This window comes from Sporobacter termitidis DSM 10068, assembly GCF_900130065.1.
GTDB classification, from domain to species: Bacteria; Bacillota; Clostridia; order Oscillospirales; family Oscillospiraceae; genus Sporobacter; species Sporobacter termitidis.
Map to the genome: position 1 here is coordinate 122,913 of NZ_FQXV01000007.1, position 23,217 is coordinate 146,129.

The following is a 23,217-nucleotide window of genomic DNA, read 5'->3' on the forward strand; positions in this document are numbered from 1 at the left end:
TCGCCGATTTTTGTACTCTATCGTTAATTTCACTTTGATCCCGGCGCCCGGCGTGGTATACTCGGGTAAAAGCGGATAAGGAGTGCGGCGATGCGGACACAGGTGATCACCCTCTACGAGCGGGGGAAAACAAAATATCAGATGGCGCTGCATGACGGGACGAGCGGCCTGCATAATTCCGCCTCGTGGGTCTATCTTGCCGAGGATATCCAGAACATCTCCTTTTTAAAAGGCGGAGAGTTCATCATCACCACCGGCCTTTTTGTGCGGAGCGGCGTGGCGCTGTCCGAGTTCATCCGGGCGCTGGCCATGTGCAGCTGCAGCGGCATTTTGCTCAATGTCGGCCCGTACCTCCGGGAGGAGGATATCACGCCGGAGATTTCGGAGTTCTGCGACTACAACAAGATCCCGCTTTTCACGATGCCGTGGGAGGTGCATCTGGTGGATATCATGCAGGATTTCTGCGGCCTTTTCCTGAGCGAGAGCCGCCAGGAGGAGCATCTGAGCGCCACATTCCAAAGCGCCATTTATCACACGCCCGTGCCGGACGGGATTCTGCGGACCTTCAACCAGTTTGGCTTTGCCACAAGAGCCGACTACCAGGCGATCGTCATCCGCAATCTGCAGGATACGACGCAGATCACCTCGCCGTTTAACAGCTACGGCTTCAAATACCATTTGTTCACTCACGACAATCACCATATTTTAATATACAACGCGTCGCAGAAACAGCTTTCCCTGTCCGCCCTCCTGGAGATCATCTGCTTTTATGACGGCATCAAGGCCGGCGTCAGCGACACGGCGCCGTCGCTGGCCGATATCGGGCTGTCCTACAGGCGCGCCCGCTTTGCCCTGGACGCCGCGGACTTCTGGAAAAGGCCGTACGTCTGCTTCGACGAGCTGGGCCTGTTACAGCTGCTTTTCAGCGTGCCGGACCACAGCCTGATGCAGGCGGTATACAAGCGCCGGCTGGGCGTACTGGAAAAATACGACGGGGAGCATGGGACCGAATACCTGGACACGCTCCGCATTTTCCTTTTATCCGACTGCAACCTGCTGGAAACGTCGGCCAGAATGCACACGCACCGCAATACGGTTGTTTACCGCGTTAAAAAAATCAAGGAGCTGCTGGCGTCGAGCCTGGACAATTCCGCCGTCAAATTCGACCTGATGATGGCGCTGTATATCCGGGAATACCTCTCCATCAGCCCGCAATAAAAGGCCCGCGCCGGCATCCCCATGTCCACGGCGCAGGAATAAAGCCCGTACCTTGTTCATATTCTCCATTGTAAAGGCATTGGAGGGTTGAACATGCGTCAAACTTTTATTGTACTGACGAAAAAAAGGATCACCCTTTTCGCGACGATTCTCGCCGTTATCTTTATATTTGTAGCCGTCAACGACCCGGCCATCGTCGGCGCCTCCGCCACGACCCGCGAGCTGCCGATCTACTGCGTCCAGCGCGACAACAAGGCGGTTTCACTCACGTTCGACGCCGCCTGGGGCAACGAGGACACGCAGCAGCTCATCGACATCCTCAATAAATATAACGTCAAGGCCACCTTCTTCGTCGTCGGCTTCTGGGTCGACAAATTCCCCGAGTCGGTCAAAGCGCTCGCGGACGCCGGCAACGAGGTGATGAGCCACTCCAATGATCACGCGCATTTCTCCAAGCTCTCGACAGACCAGATCGTCCAGAACGTCACCGCCAGCAACAATAAAATCGCCGCCGTCACCGGCGTCGCCCCCGCGCTGTTCCGGTGCCCGTACGGCGAATATGACGACCACGTCATCAAAGCGCTCAAATCCATGAACATGTACACGATTCAGTGGGACGTAGACAGCTTGGATTGGAAGAATCTATCAGCCGGCGAAATCACCCAGCGCGTCACCTCAAAGGTGCAGCCCGGCAGCATCATCCTGTTCCACAACGCGGCGCTCCACACGCCGGAAGCGCTGCCAGGGATCATCGAGTACCTGCTCAAAAACGGTTATTCCATCGTCCCCGTCTCGCAGCTTTTGCTGAAGGGCGACTATACGATCGACCATACGGGCCGGCAGCTGCCGGCATAGGCCCCACGGCCGAATTTCTGACTTTTGTTTTCTCCGCAGCAAAGGACCTGTGGCTATCCTCCTGCCACAGGTCCTTTCTGCGGAGATTTATATGCCGCCTTTACCTGACCGCCGGCTTTGGCAATGCCAGCGGGCGCGCCGCCGGGAGACGCCGGTCACCGGCGGCGTGGGCGGCGGCGCTGCCGCCAAGCCTGAAGCTCTCCACCTGGCTTTTCAGGAATTCGGCCTGCGCGGACAGCTCCTCGCTGGCCGCCGCGCTCTCCTCGGAGGTGGCCGAGTTGCTCTGTACGACGGCGCTGACCTGCTGCAGCGCCTGGTTGATCTGGCGGATGCCCTCCGCCTGGGCATTCGAGGAGGCGGCGATGTCGCCCACCAGCGCAGCGGCCTGGGCCACATCCTCGACGATCCGATTGAGGGACGACGCGGTTTCCCTGGCGATTCTTGTCCCGTCCTCGATATTCCTGACGGACCCTTCGATCAGCTCCGTCGTTTCCCTGGCGGCGCCGGCCGAGCGCGAGGCCAGGCTCCTCACCTCATCGGCGACGACGGCAAAGCCCTTGCCGTGCTGCCCTGCCCGGGCCGCCTCAACGGCGGCGTTGAGGGCCAGGATATTCGTCTGGAACGCGATATCGTCGATCACCCTGATGATCTTTGAGATGCTGCCGGACGAGGCGTTGATGTCGTCCATCGCCGAGAGCATATTCTGCATATGCTGCTGGCTCTCCGCGGCGTTCAGCCTGGCGCGCCCGGTGAGCTTGCTGGCTTCATCGGCGTTTTCAGCATTGTGGCGGGTCTTTTCGGCGATTTCCCCAGCGGTCCCAGACAGCTGCTCTATCGAGCCGGCCTGCTCCGTGGCCCCCTGGGACAGCGTCAGACTGAAATTGGAGACCTGCCCCGCGCCCCCGGCGACCTGCTCCGTCGCGGTATTGATGTTCCCCAGAGTCTCCCGCGTCTTCCGGATCATCTCGTTGAGCTTTATGCCCAGGATATCCCGCTCCGACCGGACCGGGATTTTCACCGTAAGGTCGCCCGCCGAAATCTGTTCGACGCCGTGTACCTGCGCGGCGATGCTTTCGATCATTGTCCGGAGCGACGACGACAGCGCGCCGATTTCGTCCTGCGACGCAGCCTCGATGCTGACGTCGATATCTCCCAGCGCCAGCCGGTCGGACGCGTCCATCAGAGCTTTGATCGGCCTGCTGACGATTCTCCGGACGAGCAGCCAGATGACGAGCATGCTGGCGACAATAATGACGGCGATCACGGCGATGTTGACGTACAGCAGGGTATTGACCCGGTCAAGCTGCGCGGATATCTGCGCGGCCCCGTCCCCTGGGGCGCTTTCGGCGCTTGCCATACCGTTCACCATGCCGAGAGTCCCCGTATAAGTGATGGCGCCGACGATCAAAAAACTGACAAGCATCGTCACGCAGACGGCCAGGACGATTTTCCCCGAAAGCTTGAATTTCTGAAAGGCTCTCATGCGTCTTCTCCTTTTGGGTTTTTAATGCACACAATTTACTCTTCCACAATTTCTATCGGCTTTCGGCGAAGAGTCTTTAATTTTCACCGTGCACTTTTATGGAGAATACCGCAGTAAAGCGGCGCGGCAATTTGTCTATTTACACCACAGCCTCCGCGCGGCGGGTATGGCCGGGCCTGCGGCATGCCTTACCAAAAGCGTGGCTGCATTTTGCACTTGCAAGAACCTGTCCGCGCCTCTATACTATGTATATAACCCCGAGAGGAGGCCGGCTATGACACAAAAAACGGCAAAAGCATCCACCGCGGAAAAGAGTGGTTCGACCGTCTGGCTCTTTATTCTGATCGCCGCCGTCCCGATACTTCTGATCGCCCTGTATTACATATCAAACGGCAGGAAAGACGTCATGGATTGGGTGGGCGCCAATATCGCCGCGCCGTACAGAGACGCGGCGGGCTACATCACCTCCTTCGGTCCGTTCAGGTATTTCTCCCTGGCGGAAATCCTGATCTCGCTCCTGGTGCTGTGGGTTTTGTTCCACATCGTCAAAACGATCATCCTGCTCGTCATCCGGCCGCACAGGCTGTATGTTCTGGGCCGCCGGGTCTTTACCCTCGCCGTAGTGGCGCTGTACATATTCGCGGCGTACACATGGCTGTGGGGCGAAGGGTACCACAGCACGGATCTGGCCGAAAAAACAGGCCTGGACCCCAGCGGCGTCACCACGGCGCAGCTTATAAACGTCACGGAGCTCTTTGCCGGGAAGGCCAGCGCGCTGTCCACGGAGGTGGAGCGCGACGCTGAAGGCCACTTCAGCGAGAACAAGGATTACTATTTTGAGCTGTCGAAGGGCGTTTACACCAATATCGCAAACCAGTTCCCGGCGCTGAGCGGCCCGGCCTTTACGCCGAAGGCCATGATTTATTCCAAGCTGATGAGCGTCACGGGGTTCACCGGCGTTTACATCGCCCTGACGGGCGAGACGAACATCAACGTCGACGCGCCCGCCGCCCTCATCCCCGCGACGATCGCCCACGAGATGGCACACCAGCGCGGCGTCAATTCCGAGGAGGAGGCCAATTTCTCCGGCATCGCCGCCTGCATCACCTCAAATATCACGGTGTACGAGTATTCCGGGTACCTCATGGGCCTTATGTACCTGACGGACGCGCTGAACAAAGCCGACCCCGAGGCCTGCGATCGGATCACCGCCACGCTGCATCAGAATGTGCGCACCGACTGGAAGGACAACAGCGACTACTGGGAAAAATTCCAGTCGCCCGCCGCCACCGCCGTTTCAGCCATCTACGACGGCTACCTGAAGTCAAACGGCGTCACGCTCGGCGTTCAGTCCTACGGCGCCTGCGTGGACATGCTGGCCGCCTGGCTCGGCAACGCGAATTAGATTTCCCAAGCGTAGGGGCCGCCGCCCTCGGCGGCCCTCTGCCGCAGGGCATTTCCGAACGCCGGACGCCGGAGGCGGCGTCCCCATATGCAGAACAGCTGCCATCCGTCGCTTGCCGCGCAGGATGACAGCTGTTTATTTTACATCTATTTCACGCGATCTCTCCCGCCGGTATGCTCCGCCTGACCGCCCGCCTGACAAAAACAAACGACAGGACGGCATTGCAGGCCTCGCCGCCGATAAAAGCGGGATAGATGCCGTTTCCGCCGACAAGCGGCACGAGAATGAGCAGCAGCACCTGAACAAATCCGACACATCGCAGCAGCGCGACGACCGTCGAATATCTGTCGCGCTCAGTCGTCTGAAAGTAGAGGATATTCATGAGCGTCAGGCCGATCATGATATAGCCGGGCGTGAAGAGGCGCAGCATATGAGCCGCCGAATCCGTCAGGCCGCTGTTGCCCGACTGGAACAGCGCCGCCATCCCCTTGCCCAGGATAAGGCACAGGATCAAAAACGCCGTGGACGCAGCGATATTTGTCCGCACGCCCATTTTATAAACGCGGTACACGGTCTTCTCGTCGCCACCGCCGTGACTGCGGCTCATGAGCGGCTGCGCGCCCTGCGAGACGCCGATCATGACGGAATAGACGATGGCGCAGATGTAGGTCACAATGGCATACGAGGCGACGCCCTGCGTGCCGTGGGAATGGATGAGCGCCAGATTAAAGCTGTAGGCGACGGTCGACTGGCTCAGCTCCATCAGGAACGTGGACACGCCGTTGGCGAAAATCCTTTTCAGGTCGAAGCCCCGGAAACGCGGCAGGGCCAGAGTGAGCTGCCCTTTCCGGAACACGAAGCGGGCGGCGAAAATAAGGCCCTGCACGAGCATGGCGATATTGTTGGCGATAACGGTATACTCGATCCCCTTATGCAGGCGCATGATAAAGATATATTCCAAAACGACATTGACCAGCGACCCGGCGATCGTGCCTGCCATGACAAGCCCCGGCGCGTCGTCATTGCGGATGAAGACGCTCACGCCGAGCGTCAGTGACTGCAGCAGCTGCAGGGGCGCCGCCCAGGCCAGAAAAGCCGTCACATACGGCAGAATGTCGCTGTTCGCGCCGAGCAGCAGCCCCAGCTCCCGGCGGAAAACGAACGACGGGATGCCGAGCAGCAGCCCGAGCGCGATCAAAAGGGCCACGCACTGGCAGAACACATTGTTGGCCTTCGCCATGTCGCCGCTGCCCTTATAAAAGGAATAAACATTCGCGCCCCCGATGGCGATCAGCAGCGTCAGCGCCATGGTCAGAAAGATGAACGGGAAAACGATATTGACGGCGGCCAGCGCCGTTTCCCCGATGCCCTGGCCGACAAAAACACCGTCGATAATGATATACACCGACGATATCATCATCGCGATGACGGACGGCACAACAAACCGTATATATTCCCTGCCGATGCCTTTTATCCCTGCATTTTGCATATTTCCTCCCGACCTATAACAGCCGCATTTCCCCGACTCTTCACACTGCAGTACTATAAAGTATCGGGTAACCCGATAGTCAAGGCCAAAATATACGAAGGCTCCGGCTTAGGCCGGGCTGACCCCGAGGGCGATCTCGATGACGTAATTGTCCGGATTCCCGTCGGCCAGATAACCCAGAAGCTCATACATGTAGCCGTCCCCGGAAATCTTAAACCCTTTGTCCGCAATGAAACGCTCCAGCTTCTCAAAAGACCCGGCGAGATTTTCGTACGCCCCGCGGTGGTCGATGACGGCGTACAGCCCCTCCGGCTTTACATGCAGATTCGGGCACTCGTAGCGGATGCCGATCCTGAAAAAGAAGTAGTCCGCTTTGTCATAGGCGCCGCGTTCCAGATGCTCGCCGGTGATGATAAAGCCAGCGGGCAGCGCCTCGAAAAGGCCGCGCTCAACGCAATACCTGTAATGGGCGTTTGTTTTAACCACAATATCCTTCTCGCTGTCCTGCTGCGCCAGCCGGATCGACATGAGATACTGCTCCGCGCACGTTTCAAGCCGCGGCTTTCCGATATCGGCGCGGACGGCGTGATCCGTTATGTCGATCGTATTTTGCAGCAGCCGGAGCATTCCGGCGATCTTTTGCTGTTCCTGTTCCAGCTTTTTTCTTTTCTCCGTCAATAGCGATAAGAAATGGGCGGTATCCTGCCGCTCGATATAAAGCTGAATCTCTTTCAGGGGCGTCCCGGCCTCTTTCAATACGGTGATAATGTCAAAGGTAAAAAACTGCTTCAGGGAGTAATAACGATATCCATTGTCTCCCACGAGCTCCGGCTTCAGAATACCGATGTCGTCATAATGAAACAGCGTATGCTTTGTCGTACCGCAGATTTCCGCAAATTCCCCCGTCGTGAGATACTGGCCGTGTCCCTGTGTCATATCGTGCGCCCTCCCCTGATAGATCTACCATCGCCGCGCGCTGTAAAGCGTGCCGGCCGCTCACACAAAAAAGCTCCGACGGCCCGTGCTGTGCCGGCGGAGCTGCTTTTCACGATGCGCTGCATCATAAAATATATATTCCGAACTGCTCCAGGAGGATTTTAACGCCGAGCAGGCAGAGGATCGCGCCGCCGAAGATCTCCGCCGTCGACTGGTACTTCGCGCCGAAGACGTTGCCGAGCTTCACGCCCGCCATGGACAGTACGAAGGTCATGACGCCGATCGTCAGGACAGCCGGCAGGATGCTGACCTTCAAAAACGCGAACGTGACGCCGATGGCCAGCGCGTCGATGCTGGTGGCGACGGCCATCAGAAACATGGCCTTGACGGACAGCGAGCAATCCGTCGCTTTGCTGTCGTCCGTTTCTTTTTTGGAAAAGGCTTCCCTGATCATGTTGATGCCGATGGCGGCCAGGAGCACGAAGGCCACGACATGGGAAATGGTCTTGATATATCCGGCAAACGCCGTACCGAGATAATAGCCGATGAGCGGCATCAGCGCCTGAAAGCCACCGAACCAGGCGCCGACGATGAGCGCGTTCTTCGCGCTCATTTTGTCCATGGAGAGACCCTTGCAGATGGCAACGGCGACGGCGTCCATGGAAAGACCCAGCGCCAGCAAAAACAGTTCAGCAATACTCATACGTGATCAATTTCCCCCGACAAGCAGTACCCGGACACGCGCCGGACGGCCCGGCCGTTACAAGGCAGTATATCAAATACGCGGGGACACGTCAAACAATATCTCAGGAAAATATTGTAAAAATAGCAGCTGCCGGATTTTTGCCTGGCAGCTGTTATTTTATGTAATATTTTTGTTTACACCGGAGGCGGCTCCGAAGCTTCTTCAGAGGGGGACGGCGAGGGCTCGGCTGACACCGTGGCTGACGGCGACGCCGGCGGCGGAGTGCTGGATGGTGATGGCGACGTCCCCGTCAGCGCGCCGACGGGGACCAGCACCACCCTGTTTTCCGGTTTATAGTTGCTCGGTGAGATCGCCGTCTTGCTGAGCAGGTTGCCTGCCGCGTCGTAGATGTATTTATACGATTTGACAACATAGCCCTTGCACCCCGACACCTGCACCTTCGTCTTGCCGGGCGCCACGGAGGCGTCTTCCTTCTGCACCGTCTTGAAATCGGTGGTGCTGATGACGTCGTATTTGATCTCGACGCGATTTGTGTCCGTTTTGGTGCCGTACAGACGGACCGTAAGATTGCCGTCTTTATAAGTCGATTCTATCTTGATGGGATAGTTCGTGTTGTTTTTGAATTTGAAATCGATGGTGCCCCAGTTCACCGTCGCGTCGTCCCCCAGGGGCAGATATGTGACGATGAACATGTGATTGGAGCGCTCCACGACCTGGAGATTGGCATAGAGGACGCAGTAATACAGCGTCGAGGACGTCTGGCAGATGCCGCCGCCGATTTCCTGGATGACCTCGCCGCCGGCATAGGCGCCTGCCTCCTTGTAGCCTTTCGCAGCCGTACGCTCTCCCAGCGTATCGTTATAGGAAAACGTGTCGCCGGGATTCAGGATCGTACCGTTGACGGCCTTGGCGGAGAGCACCACGTTGTTGATGCGGTTGCTGGTGCCGGCGACATGTGTCGCTTTTTCGGAGAGGACGTCCCGGAACAAAAGGCTCTGGAGCTGTTCCGTGGAGACCTGCGGGTCGGTGCGTATGAGCGGTACGGAAACGGTGGCGCCGGTCTTCGCCGCGCCCAGCTGCTTCTGCGCCGCGTCAACGTCAAAGCTGACGCCGACCTGGCTCTGCGTGGCCTGATGCGTGGTCTTGTCGTACACGGCGTCCACGGGCTCGGTGTGAACGCTGTCGTAAATGCTCTGGAGATCGATATCATCGCCGCCGTCGGTGCCGATGGAATATTCGGCGGTCACCGGGCTGTTCTGCTCGACGGATTTGCTCAAAGAGTCCACGACGAGGTCATAAACCGCGCCGGCGTCGGCCACTGCGCCGCCGCTGCCCTTGACGATATCGATGCTGCTGTTTGTGAGCGTATAGGCGCCCTGGGAGAGCTTTTCGTTGAATTTCTGCGTATAGTCGCTGACGATACCCCGCACGTACGCTTCGTCGATGGTCTCAACGCCGCTGCGGTCCAACTCGCGGGCGCCGAAAAGACCCCCGATATATTTCATTTCCTTTCCGAGGAAGGACCCGTCCTTTCCGTAATCATAGGCGAGCTTTGCCGCCCGGTCGGCCGGCAGCCGGACGCCGGACTCCTTGCCGGTGATCGTCAGCTCTTCGCCGTCCGGATAGACGACCGTCACGGCGACGTTTGCCGCTTTCTCCTCGTATCCGGCGTCCGTGAGCGCCTTTTCGGCCTCGTCCAGCGTCATTCCCGACAGATTGACGCCACCCACGGTAATGTTCGGATAGACGGTGTCCATTTTATTGATATATAAGCCGGCGATAGCGACCCCGGCGACGAGGACGACGACGACCGCTCCCGCGATGATCCCCGCGATAACACCCGGTCTTTTCATTGGCCCCGCCCCCCCATCCGTCTGGCTTCTTTCCCTTTTGATATGAATCCCATCCTTTTAGGCGCTGTTCTTTGAATTCATTTTATTAAGTGCACGAATAAAATTCAAATGAATTTTATTACATTTTGCTACAATGGCTGTAACTTTTTTAGAAATGTTTAACATGTCCGCGCTTCCCTATATGCCGCGGAACATCTGAACCTCCTGCGGCTTTCTGTCAAAGAGCGTCATCTGCGACCTCTGCACGGCCTCCTCCGGCTTTTCCCAGGGCTTTGTCATTTCGGTCCTCTGCTTCGTCTGCGTTTCCAGGATCTCGCCGATCAATCTGTTGGAGAGCAGAAAGCCCTGCGGGGTGAAGCTCCACCGGTCGTCGGAAAATACCGCCCAGCCGTGGGACTCATAAAAACGCAGGAGATTGATGGTTTTATCCATACTGCACGGGTAAATGTCCACATACTCTTTCTCCGAAATTCCTCTCGTCGTCCTCAGGCGGAGCATCAGGTATTCGCTGGCCCGCTCAAAGTCGGATATTTCTTCTCTCAGGTCGAGGATATTCTGCCCCGACAGGACGTTCTCGCTATATTTTTCCAGGTCGGCGATGTAATTATAGCGGACGCCGCCGATATAGGAGTGGGCCGCGGCGCCGAACCCCAGATATTCGTCGCCGAACCAATATTTCATATTATGCCTGGATTCATAACCGCGCCGCGCGAAATTGGATATTTCGTACTGCTTGAAGCCGAACCGGCTCAGCGTCTCGACGGCGTAGAGATACATATCCGCCTGCGCGTCGTCATCCGGCATGAACGGAGAATCCTTATATATGTAGAGCTGGGAGCCCTCCTCGATTTTCAGTCCGTAACAGGAGATATGCTCCGGCTTGAGCGCGGCCGCCCTGTTCAGCGTGTCGGCCCACTCGTCCCTCGACTGGGAGGGCAGGCCGAAGATCAGGTCGATGCTGACATTGCTGAAGCCGGCGTCTCTGGCATTTTTTACGGCCTCCTCGGCCGCGGCGAAGTTGTGGCGCCGCCCGAGGCTTTTCAAAAGCGCGTCGTTGGCGGACTGGACGCCGACGGAAATGCGGTTGAAGCCGGCCCGGCGCATCCTGACGAGGTCCGCTTTGGTAATGCTGTCGGGGTTGACCTCCGCCGTCACCTCGGCGTCCAGAAGCACGTGGCCGTATTTCTTCAGGGCGTTGAAGATGCTGATCAGCCGGTCGGCGCCGTAATAGCTCGGCGTCCCGCCGCCGAAATAGACTGTGTCCGTCAGGTAGCCGTCCAGCTGCGGCGCGTACTCCTTGATATGGTGCAACACGGCATGCTGATAGGACGGCATGAGCTTTTCATGGCCCGCCAGTGAATAAAAATCGCAATAGGCGCATTTGCCCGCGCAAAATGGTATATGAATATAAACGCCGAGTGTCTTTTCCATAATATCTTTCCCGCCCAGATGTGCCCCCGACGGGGGGTTTTTCTGTTTTTTTGTCGTTTCGGAATACTGCCGCTTCAATCTAAATATAATTGTGTGTATTTTTCGTAACCGATGACGCCCGAGAGCTCCGCCAGGAGCTGCTGCATGCCGCCGTCATCATTGGCGCCGTCCGCCGGCATCTTCCTGGCCGCGGGCTGCCCCGCCGGCAGCGATACGGTGACCGTTGTGCCCTTGCCGGGGCTGCTCTCCAGTACGGCGCTGCCGCCGTGCCGGCGGGCGATATGCTGGACGAGCGCCAGTCCCATCCCGGCGCCGCCCGCCCGCGCCGCGAGCGCTCTCGGCGCGCCATAGCTGCTCCATGCCGACGGCAAAGCGTCGCCGCGGATGCCCGGCCCGTTGTCGCTGACGCAGAGGACGACTCTGTCGGCACAGGAGACGACGGATACTCTCACCAGGCCGCCCGGCGCGTTTTGGAGGCTGTTCGACAGAAGGTTCAGCAGCAGCATATCCAGCCGGCGCCGGTCGGCACAGATAACGCAGCGCTTTTCGCGGGACTCAAACAGGACCCGCGCGCCGCTGCCGCGCACAAGATGATCCACGGTCCCGGCCAGGTCCCTGACGGCCGCCACGATATCGAAGGACGTGCGCGCCAGCGCCATACCGCCGTTCAGAACGTCCCCCATCTCACCGATATTGTTCGTCAGCCGCAGCAGGCCGTAATAGCTGTGGCGAAGCATCGCGGCATACATGTCAAGCCGGGGGTCTCCCGCGTTTTCTATATAGGGCAGGAGCAGGTCCGACGCCATTTTCAGCACCGACAGCATATTTTTCAGCCCGGCGCCGGAGTCCGTCAGAATATTCGCCGCTTCCCTGCAATTTCCATACAGATCGGAAAGCTCTTCAGTCAAGTCACTTCACCCCGCTTCTCTCTCAATTTATCAATGTGGAGACAGCCGGGGAAAAATACGAGCTAAAAATTAGAAAAAAGTGACTTCAGACGTCTGATACGTCCCAAATATGCATTAGGTTTTATAATAACAAAAAAATCTCCGTTTCACAACTATTTTTGTTGCCTTTCATTAAAAACGCGAAAAGCAACGAAAATCCCTTTGATTTCTCTTTAATAATTGGTATAATCAGCTTGCGAAAGTACCCGACCCAATTCTTCGTTCACGGAGGTAATACATGAGCATCAAAGTCGGTATCACCGGATTTGGAAGAATCGGCAGACTTGTGCTGAGAGCCAGTCTGAACCGCAAGGATATCGAGGTCGTCGGCATCAATGCCACAGTGACGCCGGATTACATGGCCTACATGATGAAATATGACACCATTCACGGCAGACTTGACCACGACATTACATACACGGCCGACAGCATCGTCATCGACGGGAAGAAAATCCCCACGTTTTCGGACAGGGACCCGGCCAAGATCCCCTGGTCCGGCGCCGGCGTGGAATACCTGATCGATTCTACCGGGGCGTTCACCACACTGGATAAGGCGTCCGTCCACCTGAAGGCCGGCGCGCAGAAGGTCGTGGTGACGTCGCCGTCCCATGACATCCCAATGTTCGTCATGGGCGTCAACACCGATAAATACGACCCGTCCATGAAAATCGTCTCCAACGCTTCCTGCACGACAAACTGCCTGGCGCCGGTGGCCAAAATCCTCAACGACAACTACGGCATCGCCTCCGGCCTGATGACGACGGTCCACTCGGCCACCGCCTCTCAGCAGACCGTCGACGGCAAATCCACGAAGGACTGGCGCGGCGGCAGGGCGGCTTCCTACAACATCATCCCATCCTCCACAGGCGCCGCCATCGCCGTGACAAAGGTCATACCGGAGCTGGTGGGCCGCCTGACCGGAATGTCCCTGCGCGTTCCGACCCTCGACGTCTCCGTGGTGGACCTGACCGTCAATCTGGTAAAGCCCACCAAATACGAGGATATCTGCGCCGTGATGAAGCGCGCGGCCCAAAACGAGTACAAGGGCATCCTCGACTATACGGAAGAGGACGTGGTCTCCAGCGATTTCATCGGCAATTCCCACACCTGCATCTTCGACGCCAAGGCGGGCATCCAGCTCACCGAGACGTTTGTGAAGGTCATGGCCTGGTACGACAACGAGTGGGGCTATTCCGAAAAGGTCCTGGACCTTATCGAGCATATGTACAAGGCCGATCACCAATAATACTAAAGTATGACGATTCGGCCGGGACATTTGTTCCCGGCCGCGCGTTTCAGGAGGCACATGAATATGGAACAAGCTTATAAAATCGGTATCATCGGCTGCGGCCATCTGGGCCAGGCCCTGGCCCAGGCCTGCCTTAATAACGGCATCCCAAAGGACAGGCTGCTGCTTTCCTACCGGGGCAGCGCGGAGACGCGCGGCAGGCTGGCCGAAAAGGGGCTGCTTGACTGCGCCGTCCCGAACGAGCGGCTGCTCAGCCAGGCCGATGTCATCTTCATCACGATCAAGCCGCAGGACTTTGCAACGCTCAAGGACATCGGCATCCCGGCCAAAACGACCGTCGTTTCCCTGATGGCCGGCATCCCGCTGGAGCTGCTCCGGGAGGTCGTCGGCAAAAATGCCCTTCGGATGATGATCAGCGGCCCCGACGCCATATTGTCCGGCCACGGCGTCGCGGTTGTTTACCCGGGAAACGCGTTTGTGGAGCAATTTTTGAAAGTCATCCGCGTCAGGCAGCTGCAGCTGTCGGGCGAGGACGAGCTCAACGTCTTTACGGCGGGCGTCTGCATCCCGCCGGCGCTTTTGCAGCTCGATGACCCGGCAAAAAGCGCGGAGGCCATCAAGCGCCTCTCCGGCGATTATCCCATGATGGCGACCCTCTACGAGTGGTCCCTCGGCGTTCTCCCCCAGTCCCTGACCGGCGAGGAAAAAGAGGTCTATATCAAGCGCATGGCCACAAAGGGCGGCATCACGGAGGCCGTCATCAACAGCCTGAAAGCGGGCGCCCCTCTTGATACGGCGCTGAAAAACGGCGTTGCCCGGGCCGAGGAGATATCAAAATCGACTCTGGAAGCGTTTAAAAAGTAGAAGCTTTGCGTTATAAACCGCTCTTTCGGCATAAAAAAATCGCCGGAGGGCGGTTTTTTCTGGCTTTTCGGCGTGAACCCCGGGACATTCGCCGCGCCGGCAAAAACGGGGGGAGCAAGCCCCCGCCCTACATATATGTACGGGCGACACTGGGTCGCCCGTATTCACAGATTCTTCTTGATCTGATTGATCGCGTTTTTCTCAAGGCGCGAGACCTGGGCCTGGCTGATGCCGACTTCGGCGGCGACCTCCATTTGGGTCTTGCCATAGAAAAAGCGGAGGGCCAGGATGTGCTTTTCGCGGTCGCCGAGGCGCTCGATGGCGTCGTTTAACGCGATCTGCTCGAGCCAGTTCTCGTCGGTATTTTTCGTGTCGCTGACCTGATCCATGACGCAGATGCTCTCGCCGCCGTCGGTATATAAAGGCTCGTAGAGCGAGACGGGGTCCGTGATGGAATCCATGGCGAAAACGACCTCTTCCCTTTTGAGCCCCAGGGCCGTGGCAAGCTCGTCCACAGTGGGCTCGCGCTGCGTGTCGTTCATCAGCTTTTCCTTCATCTGCAGCGCACGGTACGCCGTGTCGCGCATACTGCGGGAGACGCGGATGGCGCTGTTGTCACGCAGATATCTTCTGATCTCGCCGATGATCATTGGGACGCCGTAGGTGGAAAACCGGACGTTGAGCCCCGTATCGAAATTGTCGATGGCTTTCATGAGGCCGATGCAGCCCACCTGAAACAGGTCGTCGACATTTTCGCCCCGGTTGACAAATTTCTGGATGACGGACAAAACGAGTCTCAAATTTCCCGCGATGAGCTCTTCTCTGGCCTTTTTGTCGCCGGCTTTGCTCTTGATCAACAGTTCGGTCGTCTCGTCATTTTTCAGGACCTTGAGTCTGGCCGTATTGACACCGCAAATTTCGACCTTACCCGCCAACGATGATCCCCTCCCCGTTAATGGAAATTGACTGCTGCGAAGTCAGTATTTCCGCGGAAAGGGTTTTTAATACGGTTATCGGGCGTCTGAGAAATAATGTGCTTCCGGCGTATAAAAGGCGGAATTCTGCTTAAAATAAAAGATTTGGGATAACGTGGGGCGGATTTCCAGTAATATGATTTGTTACATTTTGCGGAAAGGCGTATAAATAGATGTGAGGTGTACTGAATGAGAGAATTCGAGGAACTCTGCAGAGAAAATTACGCCAGGATTTATCGCTATATTTTTGCCATGACCGGGAGCAAAGAGTCTGCTGAGGACCTGATTCAGGACGTCTTCACGGCTGCTATCGAAAAGGGCGAGGCTTTTCTACAGCATGAAAACCCGCCCGCCTATCTGTACAAGACGGCCCGGAACATGACGTTTACATATTTAAAGCAGCGGCGGCGGATGGCGGCGGAGCCGCTGGACGAGAACACGCCCGACGGCGACGGAGACCTGAGCGACCAGCTTCTGCGAACATACGACAAGCAGATCGACGAAACGGCGTATGCCGGTCAGGTGCTGCACGGCCTTGATTCCGGCCAGCGGGAGCTTTATGAAAAACGGTACGTCGAGCGCCTGCCGATCAGGGATATATCACAGGAGCTGGGCACCAGCGAGCCGGCCATGCGCATGCGGCTGGTCCGGCTCCGGCGGGACATCCATGACGCCGTCAAGGAGCTGAAGCTTGATGAAAAGTAAGTTACATCGGACCGATTCGGATATATATCAGTGTAAGGCGCTTTACAGGGAAAGCCGAGGTTAACTATGGAAAACAGAACCGACTTCAATATTGCGGAACTGGTGCGGGCGTTGGATTCGGCCGTTTTATCCGGGGACGTTGACGGCGCGGATGAATTCGCCGCGGCGCTGTACCGCCTGCGGGGCGGCACGGAGGAAGACGCCGTGATGCCGGATCAGTTTCCCATAAACATCGCGCTCGGGAACACTGCTTACTCAGGAGGACATCCGATGAAACAAAAAAGCGTCAAAAAAATTGTGGCTCTCGCCGCGGCGGCGGCGCTCATCGCGGCGCTGGGTATCACCGCGCTGGCCACGCACCTGTTCGGGCTCAATGACCTGGTCATGAAGAACAATGACACCGGCGGCAGCATCTCAAATCCCTATGCGGGGCCGGCATCGCCGGACGACGGTACCTCTCCGTTGCCGCAGGACCTTATCGCGCTGCAGGGCTACCCCGGCAGCAAGGAATACAAGGCCACCCAGGAGTGGAGCGCGTTTCTGACCGGTTACGACACCGACCATGCCGTCCTCAATCAGGTCGGCAACAGCGCCAACGAATATACTGAAAAATATCCGTTATATCTGGTCTATTCCAAGGACATGGCCGACAAGCTGGAGGAAATCATCGCCAAATACGGGCTGAAGCTCCACACAGAGATGACCGTTTTCGACACGCCGGAGCAGCTGCTCACGAACGCCGGCGCCGCCGGCCTCCTCAAAGACAATAACGGCACCGGCGTCAACAAGATTCTCAGCGGGTATGTGTACGAGGACGGCGCCTTCCAGTACGACGGGGAGGCCGTGCTCACCACCGGCAAAATAGTTCAATACCAGTTTGGAAATTACGTAAAGGGCACCTTCTCCGATGTATACTTAAATGTTGGCGACGCATCCAAGTATCAGGAGTGGCAGTACGCGACGCAGAGCGGCGCCACCGTCTCCCTGGCGCTCGGCGAAAACAAGGCTCTCGTCATCCTCGACCTGCCGGAATCCTTCGTCGTCATCAACGTCCTGGGCGGCACCATGGAAGACGCCGCCTTCGCAATGGACCCCATCGCCAAAGCGGATCTGGAGAAATTCGCGGACCTGTTCGATTATTCGCGGCTCAAATAACAGGCGCGGCATACCACAAAGCCTTAAATTTAACAAGAAGCAGCCCGGCCGATCCGACCGGGCTGCTTCCTGTTTGAAAAGAAAAATGTGGCAGCGGGATTGCTTTATTTTTAATGGTATGTTATTTCGAAAAAAAACAAAACTAAAAGCACACTCAAAATTATAAACCGTGAAAGGGGTTTCTTATATGAACGCACCTGGAAAAGGTCTTCTTAAAACAGTCAGCGTACTATTTATTATTTTTGGCGCGATTGCGGCCATCGTGTCGCTTCTCGGCGTGGCGGGCTCCGCCGCGCTGACGTCTGTGGGCGGCGTCGCCGGGACCGCCATCGGCGGCGTCCTTCTGGTGGCGACGATCCTGATTTTGATCGTCTCCGTGCTCGAGCTGGTGCTCGGCATCGTCGGCTTCAATAAATGCGGCGACCCGCACAAGGCCAGCTATTTCATCACGGTCGGCGTCGTCATGAGCATCATTTCTCTCGTCCCTTTGATCCTCAGCGCCGCCAGCGGCGCTTTCCAGCTGACGAGTCTCATCGGCTTTGTGCTGCCGATCCTCTATATCGTCGGCGGCGCCATGAACAGAAACGCCATCACCAGAGGCGCCGCGGATTAATAAAGCTTTATTGTAAAATCCCGCCGAAAATGGCGGGATTTTTTGTTTGGATAAAAGCCGGCGCGCGTTATATGTGGCGCGTGATCTCCCGGCGGAGCCTCAGTATAATCCGCTTTTCCAGGCGGCTGATGTAGGACTGGGAGATGCCCATCAGGTCGGCGACCTCCTTTTGGGTGCGCTCCTCGATGCCGCCCAGGCCGAAGCGCATGACGATGATCTCCTTCTCCCGCTCTGAGAGCTTCTCGATGGCGTCCAGCAGGAGCTTTTTGTCCACGTCGTCCTCCATGGGGCGCATGACCATATCCGAGTCGGTGCCGAGGATATCCGACAAAAGGAGCTCGTTGCCGTCCCAATCGGTGTTCAGAGGCTCGTCAAAGGACACCTCCGCCTTCCTGTTGGAGGTCTTGCGGAGGAACATGAGAATCTCGTTTTCGATGCAGCGCGAGGCGTACGTGGCGAGCTTGATGTTTTTCTCCGCGTCGTATGTATTGATGGCCTTGATGAGGCCGATGGTGCCGATGGAAATGAGGTCCTCGATGTTGATGCCCGTGTTCTCAAAGCGGCGGGCGATGTAGACCACCAGCCGGAGGTTGCGCTCGATGAGCGCCTGCTTGGCCTCATACGAGTCGTCGGACAGCATCGAGATAAAGTGCGCCTCCTCCTCGCGCGTCATCGGCGGCGGCAGCGTCTCGCTCCCGCCGATGTAAAAGACGCCGGGCGGCAGCGCGATGCCGAGCCTTTCGAACAGGCGGTACAATCTCAACGTCACGGCGATTTTGATTTTCAGCATTTTATTCATCGTATTCCCCCACCTTAAGCGCCCAGCAGCGCCGAATATGCACCATTTTCGGAGACGCTGTTCGGAGACAGCGCCAGAAGCATGCCTGTTTTGTTCCTGCCGTCAACCACGATCTCGTCCGGCCGGAAGGCCAGCAGCATCCCGCCGGTCACGCCGACGGCGCTGTATGGAACGAGCTGAAAGCGCATGCCTTTATCAGATACGGAGAGCTCCTCCAGGACATGCACAACGTCCTTTTTGCGAAGCTCCGTCACTGTCTTGAGGATATCGGGCGCAAAGAGCGGCTTTAAATCGCCGACGCCGGCGACGATGACCGGTCTGCCCGTCATCGGATCGGTCAGGGAGTTCCCCGTATCGCGGAGGGCCCGCATGCTGACCTTCCGGCCGCCGTGCCGCAGCTCCAGCGTCACGATCCCGCCGCCGCGGTGCTTGGCCGCCCGCCTGAACACCAGCGTCAGGACAATGTAGCCGCCGCCAAAGGCCAGAATCAGCAGCTTCAGGCTCACCGACAGGTGTACCTCATTGATATTCCCGCCGCCCAGGAGCGACACCGCCATCACCGCGCCCCCAAAGGCCGCCGACACCGCGAAAAAAACGAGAGTGAGCCGGATGATTCTCGCCTGTCCGCCGAAAGCGCACAGGACCATCACGATCCCGACGGCAACCTTGACGAGGAGACTGGTTAAAAACACCGTCAGCGGCAGGACGGCCGCAACGGCATAGAAAGCGCCCAGCGCCGCGCCGCCCAGGAGCCGCAGGCGCGGCGTTTTCACCGCACATATCTTGGCTGTCACGAGCAGGAGTATGTAGTTGATGACGATATTGATGAGAAACAGAGAATCTACATATACCACCTGCATGATCATGTCCCCCCTCCTGATGAAGCCATTATAGTCGGGCCATGGGGAAAAAAAAGTCAAAATAATAAGGTCATGCAAAAAAGCATGACCTTCGAGTTTCGACAAATATCTTTCTATTTCTGCCTTTGCCGCGCTTAAATTTACTGTCCCAGCGCCATCTCGATGGCTTTGGCCAGCTGGTCGGGGCACGAGGTGCTCTTTCTCCCGCAGCGGATGCCGCTGAGCAATTCCTTGGCCCGGGCGGCGTCCATGCCCACGACCAGGTGCGAAATGCCCTGCAGGTTGCCGTCGCAGCCCCCGTGGAATTCCGCCGAGCGGATGATGCCGTCCTCAATGTCGATATCGATCTGACTGGCGCAGGTCCCTTTGGTGTAATATGTTTTTTTCATCGGTGCTTACCTTCAATTTCCCTGATATAGCGCGTCTGTATTTATTAATATTGTAACACACCGCCCCGGAGATATCAACCAGACATAATGCGGCACAAGCCCTCATATAAATGAGAACACAGGCTCCCAGAACCTGTCTTTCCCGCATTACGGAGGTGAATCGGTTTTGCATAAAACCGGCAGATACAGGACACGGGGTCCTTTAATGCAGATGCCCCTGGCACTCAAGGGCATTTTGCTCATTTTCGTTTTGTGCGTCGTTGTGCGGGTCATTTCCGCTCTCGGCGCGGGCTCCGCCCCGAAAGATTATATGGCGGACCTTGCCTCTAACAAGAATATCGTCGAAGCCATCCTGGATTTTGAGCTGGGCTCCGCCGGCAAGGCCGACAACAGCGTCGCCCTGACGTCAGTCGTCCTGGACCCGTCGATTTTCGGCGACGACGCGAGGGAAGCCGACGTCCCGGAGGACGTGTCTCCGACGACGCCGGATGCCTCTCCCGACGCGTCGCCGTCCGGCACGGGGGCCGACGGCGGCCAGGCGACCCCTTCGGGCGCCGCCACGCAGAACCCGCCCAGCGCGTCACCGTCCAGTACGCCGAACGTCATCACGCAGCCGGCCAAGGAAACGAGCGCCGACGTCATCGCCTTAAACAACAAGGCGGGGTACTCCGTCGATACGGCCGCCCTGTTAAAGCAGCCGCTTAAGCTCACGCTCTCCTCCAAGGACCCGTCCGTGCTGATCATTCACACCCACAGCAGCGAGGCCTATATGCGCAGCGGCCAGGACCAGTATGAGGAGTCCGACCCGTTCCGGACGCAGGACAAGAGCCAGAGCATCATCCGCGTCGGCGCCGAGCTGGCCGAGGCCTTTGAAAAAGCGGGGATCAAGGTCATCCACGACACGGGCGTCTACGACTACCCCAGCTATGAGGGCGCGTACAACAGGTCTTACGACGCCATCCAGTCCTATCTGAAAAAATACCCGAGCATCAAGATGGTCATCGACATGCACCGGGACGCCATCGAGGCCGCGGACGGATCGGTCTACAGGACAGTCGCGTCGATCGGCGACACCAAGTGCTCCCAGGTGCTCATGGTGATCGGCACCGACGCCTCCGGGCTGAAGCACCCCAACTGGAAGGAAAACTTCAAGCTGGCACTGCACATCCAGCAGGAGATGAACACGCTCTATCCCACCCTCGCCAAGCCCATCGAGCTCTCCCAGTTCCGCTACAACCAGCAGGCCACCCTCGGCTCCATGATCGTTGAGATCGGCTGCACCGGCAACACGCTCCAGGAATCCCTGACGTCCGTCCGCTACTTCGCCGACGCGGCTTCCAAGGTGCTTCTCGGGCTCACCAAATAATTCTGTTAATTTCCGCAAATAACTTGTTGACAAAATACGCCCGTCTGACTATAATAACTCTTGCACTATCCGCGAGAGTGCTGGAACTGGTAGACAGGCACGTTTGAGGGGCGTGTGTCTTTGGCGTACGGGTTCAAGTCCCGTCTCTCGCACCATACCGAGTGGAATTATGGGATCTGAAGATTTCATAATTCCACTTCGTTTTTTACACGGCGATTTTCTCATTGGTGTAGCTTAACGCTACACCTTTTCGCGTTTCTATGAGAATATCAATCTCCGGTATGTCTTTCCAATCAGGCACTTCAAAAGCCCCGATACAATGATAATGCGGCACAACCTGCTGCGTGATCTCGCCGTCGACGCGCTCGGCGTGATAAACGTCAATATGGTCTATGAGCTCCGTTACCATGTGCTGCGTCAATTCCGTGGCGTTGGTATAACGCCGGACAATTTCTAAAAACATATCGGCGGTGTAAAGCTGGCTGCTTTCCTTTTTGAGCTCTGAGCGCAGCACCTTGATCCGCTTGCCGATTTCGCCCTGTTCCTGCTCATAGTTTTTTGACATTTTAGCAAACCGTTCATCGCTGAGTTTCCCGGCCAGATTATCCTCATAAATCCGTTAAACAGGGTATCAAGTTCTTTGTCCCGCGCCGTCAGCTTATCAAGCTCCCGCTTTTTATGCGCCCGGTCAGTTTCAGCCGCCTGCATGGAATGGCCGATCATGGCCCGCATGAAGTCATCCTCATAGCGGCTGGCAAACTCGGTCAGGCGGTTTATCTCCTGCACGACAACCTGTTCCAGAAAGTCCAAGCGGATATAGTGGGTAGCGTTACAGTAACCGCGCTTGTTGTTGTAATTCTGGCAGTTGAAATACTTGATGTCGTGGTTGCCCTGATTGAAATGGAAACCGAGATTGCCGCCGCAGTCAGCGCATTTGAGCATCCCGGAGAAGATGCTGCGCTCCGACGCTTTTTTGGGCTTGGTTTTACGAGTGCCGCACATCTGTTGAACCTTTTCCCATGAGCCCCGATCAATAATGGCTTGGTGTACGCCCCAAAATATGGCCCGGTTTTCGTCCTCGTTGACATAGCGTCGCTTGTTTTTGTAGGATTTCGAGTAAGTTTTGAAGTTGATCACATCGCCACAGTATTCTTGTAAGGTGAGGATTTTGTAAATAGTAGAGTTTTTCCAATGGGTGGGTTTTTCCCTGTTCTTTTTCCCGCCCCGGTTTAGCCCCTTGCTTTGCCAATAATTCATCGGCGTGAGTATGCCGTCCTTATCAAGTATTGTAGCGATTTGACCAATACCCTGTCCCTCCAGCGTCATTTGGAATATCCGGCGCACTGTGGTAGCGGCATCCTCGTCCACAATCCAACGTTTGGGATCGTCCGGGTCTTTCATGTAGCCATAAGGCGGCATGGACAGCGGCTCCCCGGAGCCGCCTTTAACCTTGTTGCTGATCCGACGCTTTTTTGAAATGTCCTTGGCGTACCACTCGTTCATGATGTTTCGGAACGGGGCTAATTCGTCCTCGCCCTCGGCGGTGTCAACGCCATCGGAAACGGCAACAAGGCGTACATCGTGATCCGGGAAAAATTCTTCCATGTAATAGCCGGCTTCCCGGTAATTGCGTCCCAAGCGGGATAAATCCTTGACGAACACGGCCCCGATGTTGCCCGCTCAATTTCCTGTATCATGGCCTGAAAGCCAGGGCGCTTCATGGTTGTGCCCGTTACGCCGTCATCGGAAAATACCAATAGCTCGGTATATCCTTTTTCTTTGGCAACTTTAGTAAGCAGCTTCTTTTGAGTCTGGATGCTGTTGCTGTCCCCCTCTTCGCCATCGTCACGGGAGATACGCACCAGCAGGGCGGCGGTTTGATCCTTGTAGGTTCCCGCATGTCCGCAGGGGAACGCCAAA

At 57.0% G+C, this 23,217-nt stretch carries 23 protein-coding genes and 1 tRNA gene; 10 read left to right on the forward strand and 14 right to left on the reverse strand.

The features are described from left to right. Positions 1 to 90: 90 nt before the first annotated feature. Complete coding sequence (locus BUB60_RS11050; protein WP_073078895.1) at positions 91 to 1,218, forward strand: PucR family transcriptional regulator; 1,128 nt, start codon at positions 91 to 93, stop codon at positions 1,216 to 1,218. A gap of 93 nt (positions 1,219 to 1,311) precedes the next feature. Next, the gene (locus BUB60_RS11055; protein WP_073078897.1) at positions 1,312 to 2,073 is read left to right on the forward strand and encodes a polysaccharide deacetylase family protein; all 762 of its coding nucleotides are present in this window, start codon (positions 1,312 to 1,314) and stop codon (positions 2,071 to 2,073) included. 100 nt (positions 2,074 to 2,173) lie between these two features. On the opposite strand, the gene BUB60_RS11060 is transcribed toward BUB60_RS11055, so the two are convergent. Beyond that, entirely contained in the window at positions 2,174 to 3,556 is a 1,383-nt protein-coding gene (locus BUB60_RS11060) for a methyl-accepting chemotaxis protein (protein WP_073078899.1), read from the reverse strand. Positions 3,557 to 3,830: 274 nt separating this feature from the next. Here BUB60_RS11060 and BUB60_RS11065 point away from each other — a divergent pair, with 274 nt between their 5' ends. Further along, positions 3,831 to 4,961: a DUF3810 domain-containing protein gene (locus BUB60_RS11065; protein WP_073078900.1), complete on the forward strand. Its 1,131-nt coding sequence runs from the start codon at positions 3,831 to 3,833 to the stop codon at positions 4,959 to 4,961. Between the two features lie 151 nt (positions 4,962 to 5,112). On the opposite strand, the gene BUB60_RS11070 is transcribed toward BUB60_RS11065, so the two are convergent. From BUB60_RS11070 to BUB60_RS11095, 6 genes are all read right to left on the reverse strand, one after another. Beyond that, positions 5,113 to 6,450: an MATE family efflux transporter gene (locus BUB60_RS11070; RefSeq protein WP_073078902.1), complete on the reverse strand. Its 1,338-nt coding sequence runs from the start codon at positions 6,448 to 6,450 to the stop codon at positions 5,113 to 5,115. 108 nt (positions 6,451 to 6,558) lie between these two features. Beyond that, a complete protein-coding gene (locus tag BUB60_RS11075; RefSeq protein ID WP_073078905.1) occupies positions 6,559 to 7,386 on the reverse strand; it encodes a MerR family transcriptional regulator in 828 nt (275 codons plus the stop codon). 124 nt (positions 7,387 to 7,510) lie between these two features. Then, positions 7,511 to 8,089 carry a manganese efflux pump MntP gene (locus BUB60_RS11080; protein ID WP_073078906.1) on the reverse strand — a complete coding sequence of 193 codons (579 nt, stop codon included), beginning with the start codon at positions 8,087 to 8,089 and terminating at the stop codon, positions 7,511 to 7,513. A gap of 176 nt (positions 8,090 to 8,265) precedes the next feature. Further along, complete coding sequence (locus tag BUB60_RS11085; protein ID WP_073078908.1) at positions 8,266 to 9,945, reverse strand: VanW family protein; 1,680 nt, start codon at positions 9,943 to 9,945, stop codon at positions 8,266 to 8,268. Positions 9,946 to 10,122: 177 nt separating this feature from the next. After that, on the reverse strand, positions 10,123 to 11,376 hold the full coding sequence (gene hemW, locus BUB60_RS11090) for a radical SAM family heme chaperone HemW (protein ID WP_084726433.1): 1,254 nt from the start codon (positions 11,374 to 11,376) through the stop codon (positions 10,123 to 10,125). A 74-nt stretch (positions 11,377 to 11,450) separates the two neighbouring features. Beyond that, positions 11,451 to 12,284, reverse strand: coding sequence for a sensor histidine kinase (locus BUB60_RS11095; protein WP_073078912.1), 834 nt, complete (start codon positions 12,282 to 12,284; stop codon positions 11,451 to 11,453). A gap of 277 nt (positions 12,285 to 12,561) precedes the next feature. Between BUB60_RS11095 and gap the strand changes: the two genes are divergently transcribed. Continuing rightward, a complete protein-coding gene (gene gap, locus BUB60_RS11100; RefSeq protein WP_073078915.1) occupies positions 12,562 to 13,569 on the forward strand; it encodes a type I glyceraldehyde-3-phosphate dehydrogenase in 1,008 nt (335 codons plus the stop codon). 66 nt (positions 13,570 to 13,635) lie between these two features. Then, a complete protein-coding gene (locus tag BUB60_RS11105) occupies positions 13,636 to 14,436 on the forward strand; it encodes a pyrroline-5-carboxylate reductase family protein (RefSeq protein WP_159435391.1) in 801 nt (266 codons plus the stop codon). A gap of 164 nt (positions 14,437 to 14,600) precedes the next feature. Here the strand turns inward: BUB60_RS11105 and sigG are convergent, their stop codons facing one another. Then, positions 14,601 to 15,371, reverse strand: a complete 771-nt coding sequence (sigG, locus tag BUB60_RS11110; protein ID WP_073078919.1) for an RNA polymerase sporulation sigma factor SigG — start codon at positions 15,369 to 15,371, stop codon at positions 14,601 to 14,603. Between the two features lie 228 nt (positions 15,372 to 15,599). On the opposite strand from sigG, the gene BUB60_RS11115 reads away from it, so the two are divergent. The 3 genes from BUB60_RS11115 to BUB60_RS11125 all read left to right on the forward strand — a co-directional run bounded on the left by BUB60_RS11115 (position 15,600) and on the right by BUB60_RS11125 (position 17,883). Further along, positions 15,600 to 16,115, forward strand: a complete 516-nt coding sequence (locus BUB60_RS11115; protein WP_073078922.1) for an RNA polymerase sigma factor — start codon at positions 15,600 to 15,602, stop codon at positions 16,113 to 16,115. Between the two features lie 66 nt (positions 16,116 to 16,181). Continuing rightward, complete coding sequence (locus tag BUB60_RS11120) at positions 16,182 to 17,270, forward strand: hypothetical protein (protein ID WP_073078925.1); 1,089 nt, start codon at positions 16,182 to 16,184, stop codon at positions 17,268 to 17,270. A 187-nt stretch (positions 17,271 to 17,457) separates the two neighbouring features. Beyond that, complete coding sequence (locus tag BUB60_RS11125; RefSeq protein WP_073078927.1) at positions 17,458 to 17,883, forward strand: hypothetical protein; 426 nt, start codon at positions 17,458 to 17,460, stop codon at positions 17,881 to 17,883. Positions 17,884 to 17,950: 67 nt separating this feature from the next. Here BUB60_RS11125 and sigE read toward each other — a convergent pair whose 3' ends face one another. The 3 genes from sigE to BUB60_RS11140 form a co-directional block, all read right to left on the reverse strand. After that, the gene (gene sigE / locus BUB60_RS11130) at positions 17,951 to 18,673 is read right to left on the reverse strand and encodes an RNA polymerase sporulation sigma factor SigE (RefSeq protein ID WP_073079130.1); all 723 of its coding nucleotides are present in this window, start codon (positions 18,671 to 18,673) and stop codon (positions 17,951 to 17,953) included. A gap of 23 nt (positions 18,674 to 18,696) precedes the next feature. Beyond that, positions 18,697 to 19,548, reverse strand: coding sequence for a sigma-E processing peptidase SpoIIGA (locus tag BUB60_RS11135; RefSeq protein WP_084726421.1), 852 nt, complete (start codon positions 19,546 to 19,548; stop codon positions 18,697 to 18,699). A 134-nt stretch (positions 19,549 to 19,682) separates the two neighbouring features. Then, positions 19,683 to 19,931 carry a TIGR03905 family TSCPD domain-containing protein gene (locus tag BUB60_RS11140; RefSeq protein WP_073078930.1) on the reverse strand — a complete coding sequence of 83 codons (249 nt, stop codon included), beginning with the start codon at positions 19,929 to 19,931 and terminating at the stop codon, positions 19,683 to 19,685. Between the two features lie 205 nt (positions 19,932 to 20,136). On the opposite strand from BUB60_RS11140, the gene spoIIP reads away from it, so the two are divergent. Both spoIIP and BUB60_RS11150 read left to right on the forward strand, forming a co-directional pair. Beyond that, complete coding sequence (gene spoIIP, locus BUB60_RS11145) at positions 20,137 to 21,297, forward strand: stage II sporulation protein P (protein WP_073078932.1); 1,161 nt, start codon at positions 20,137 to 20,139, stop codon at positions 21,295 to 21,297. Positions 21,298 to 21,368: 71 nt separating this feature from the next. Beyond that, a tRNA-Leu gene (locus BUB60_RS11150) sits at positions 21,369 to 21,452 on the forward strand. A 50-nt stretch (positions 21,453 to 21,502) separates the two neighbouring features. Here BUB60_RS11150 and BUB60_RS20640 read toward each other — a convergent pair. The 3 genes from BUB60_RS20640 to BUB60_RS20650 are packed head-to-tail and all read right to left on the reverse strand — an operon-like array spanning position 21,503 to position 23,159. Continuing rightward, on the reverse strand, positions 21,503 to 21,811 hold the full coding sequence (locus tag BUB60_RS20640; protein ID WP_242941185.1) for a DUF4368 domain-containing protein: 309 nt from the start codon (positions 21,809 to 21,811) through the stop codon (positions 21,503 to 21,505). Beyond that, positions 21,751 to 22,935 carry a recombinase family protein gene (locus tag BUB60_RS20645; protein ID WP_278277498.1) on the reverse strand — a complete coding sequence of 395 codons (1,185 nt, stop codon included), beginning with the start codon at positions 22,933 to 22,935 and terminating at the stop codon, positions 21,751 to 21,753. The genes BUB60_RS20640 and BUB60_RS20645 overlap by 61 nt, the downstream gene beginning before the upstream one ends. Continuing rightward, complete coding sequence (locus tag BUB60_RS20650) at positions 22,818 to 23,159, reverse strand: recombinase family protein (protein ID WP_278277502.1); 342 nt, start codon at positions 23,157 to 23,159, stop codon at positions 22,818 to 22,820. The genes BUB60_RS20645 and BUB60_RS20650 overlap by 118 nt, the downstream gene beginning before the upstream one ends. Between the last annotated feature and the right edge of the window lie 58 nt (positions 23,160 to 23,217).

Coding starts and splice junctions, on each gene's coding strand:
- BUB60_RS11105 (WP_159435391.1), top strand. CDS start 13,636: ATGGAACAAGCTTATAAAATCGGTATCATCGGCTGCGGCCATCTGGGC.
- BUB60_RS11065 (WP_073078900.1), top strand. CDS start 3,831: ATGACACAAAAAACGGCAAAAGCATCCACCGCGGAAAAGAGTGGTTCG.
- BUB60_RS11125 (WP_073078927.1), top strand. CDS start 17,458: ATGAACGCACCTGGAAAAGGTCTTCTTAAAACAGTCAGCGTACTATTT.
- hemW (WP_084726433.1), bottom strand. CDS start 11,376: ATGGAAAAGACACTCGGCGTTTATATTCATATACCATTTTGCGCGGGC.
- BUB60_RS11075 (WP_073078905.1), bottom strand. CDS start 7,386: ATGACACAGGGACACGGCCAGTATCTCACGACGGGGGAATTTGCGGAA.
- BUB60_RS11120 (WP_073078925.1), top strand. CDS start 16,182: ATGGAAAACAGAACCGACTTCAATATTGCGGAACTGGTGCGGGCGTTG.
- BUB60_RS11060 (WP_073078899.1), bottom strand. CDS start 3,556: ATGAGAGCCTTTCAGAAATTCAAGCTTTCGGGGAAAATCGTCCTGGCC.
- BUB60_RS11050 (WP_073078895.1), top strand. CDS start 91: ATGCGGACACAGGTGATCACCCTCTACGAGCGGGGGAAAACAAAATAT.
- BUB60_RS11055 (WP_073078897.1), top strand. CDS start 1,312: ATGCGTCAAACTTTTATTGTACTGACGAAAAAAAGGATCACCCTTTTC.
- BUB60_RS11070 (WP_073078902.1), bottom strand. CDS start 6,450: ATGCAAAATGCAGGGATAAAAGGCATCGGCAGGGAATATATACGGTTT.
- spoIIP (WP_073078932.1), top strand. CDS start 20,137: ATGCAGATGCCCCTGGCACTCAAGGGCATTTTGCTCATTTTCGTTTTG.
- sigE (WP_073079130.1), bottom strand. CDS start 18,673: ATGCTGAAAATCAAAATCGCCGTGACGTTGAGATTGTACCGCCTGTTC.
- BUB60_RS11085 (WP_073078908.1), bottom strand. CDS start 9,945: ATGAAAAGACCGGGTGTTATCGCGGGGATCATCGCGGGAGCGGTCGTC.
- BUB60_RS11115 (WP_073078922.1), top strand. CDS start 15,600: ATGAGAGAATTCGAGGAACTCTGCAGAGAAAATTACGCCAGGATTTAT.
- BUB60_RS11080 (WP_073078906.1), bottom strand. CDS start 8,089: ATGAGTATTGCTGAACTGTTTTTGCTGGCGCTGGGTCTTTCCATGGAC.
- BUB60_RS11135 (WP_084726421.1), bottom strand. CDS start 19,548: ATGATCATGCAGGTGGTATATGTAGATTCTCTGTTTCTCATCAATATC.
- BUB60_RS11140 (WP_073078930.1), bottom strand. CDS start 19,931: ATGAAAAAAACATATTACACCAAAGGGACCTGCGCCAGTCAGATCGAT.
- gap (WP_073078915.1), top strand. CDS start 12,562: ATGAGCATCAAAGTCGGTATCACCGGATTTGGAAGAATCGGCAGACTT.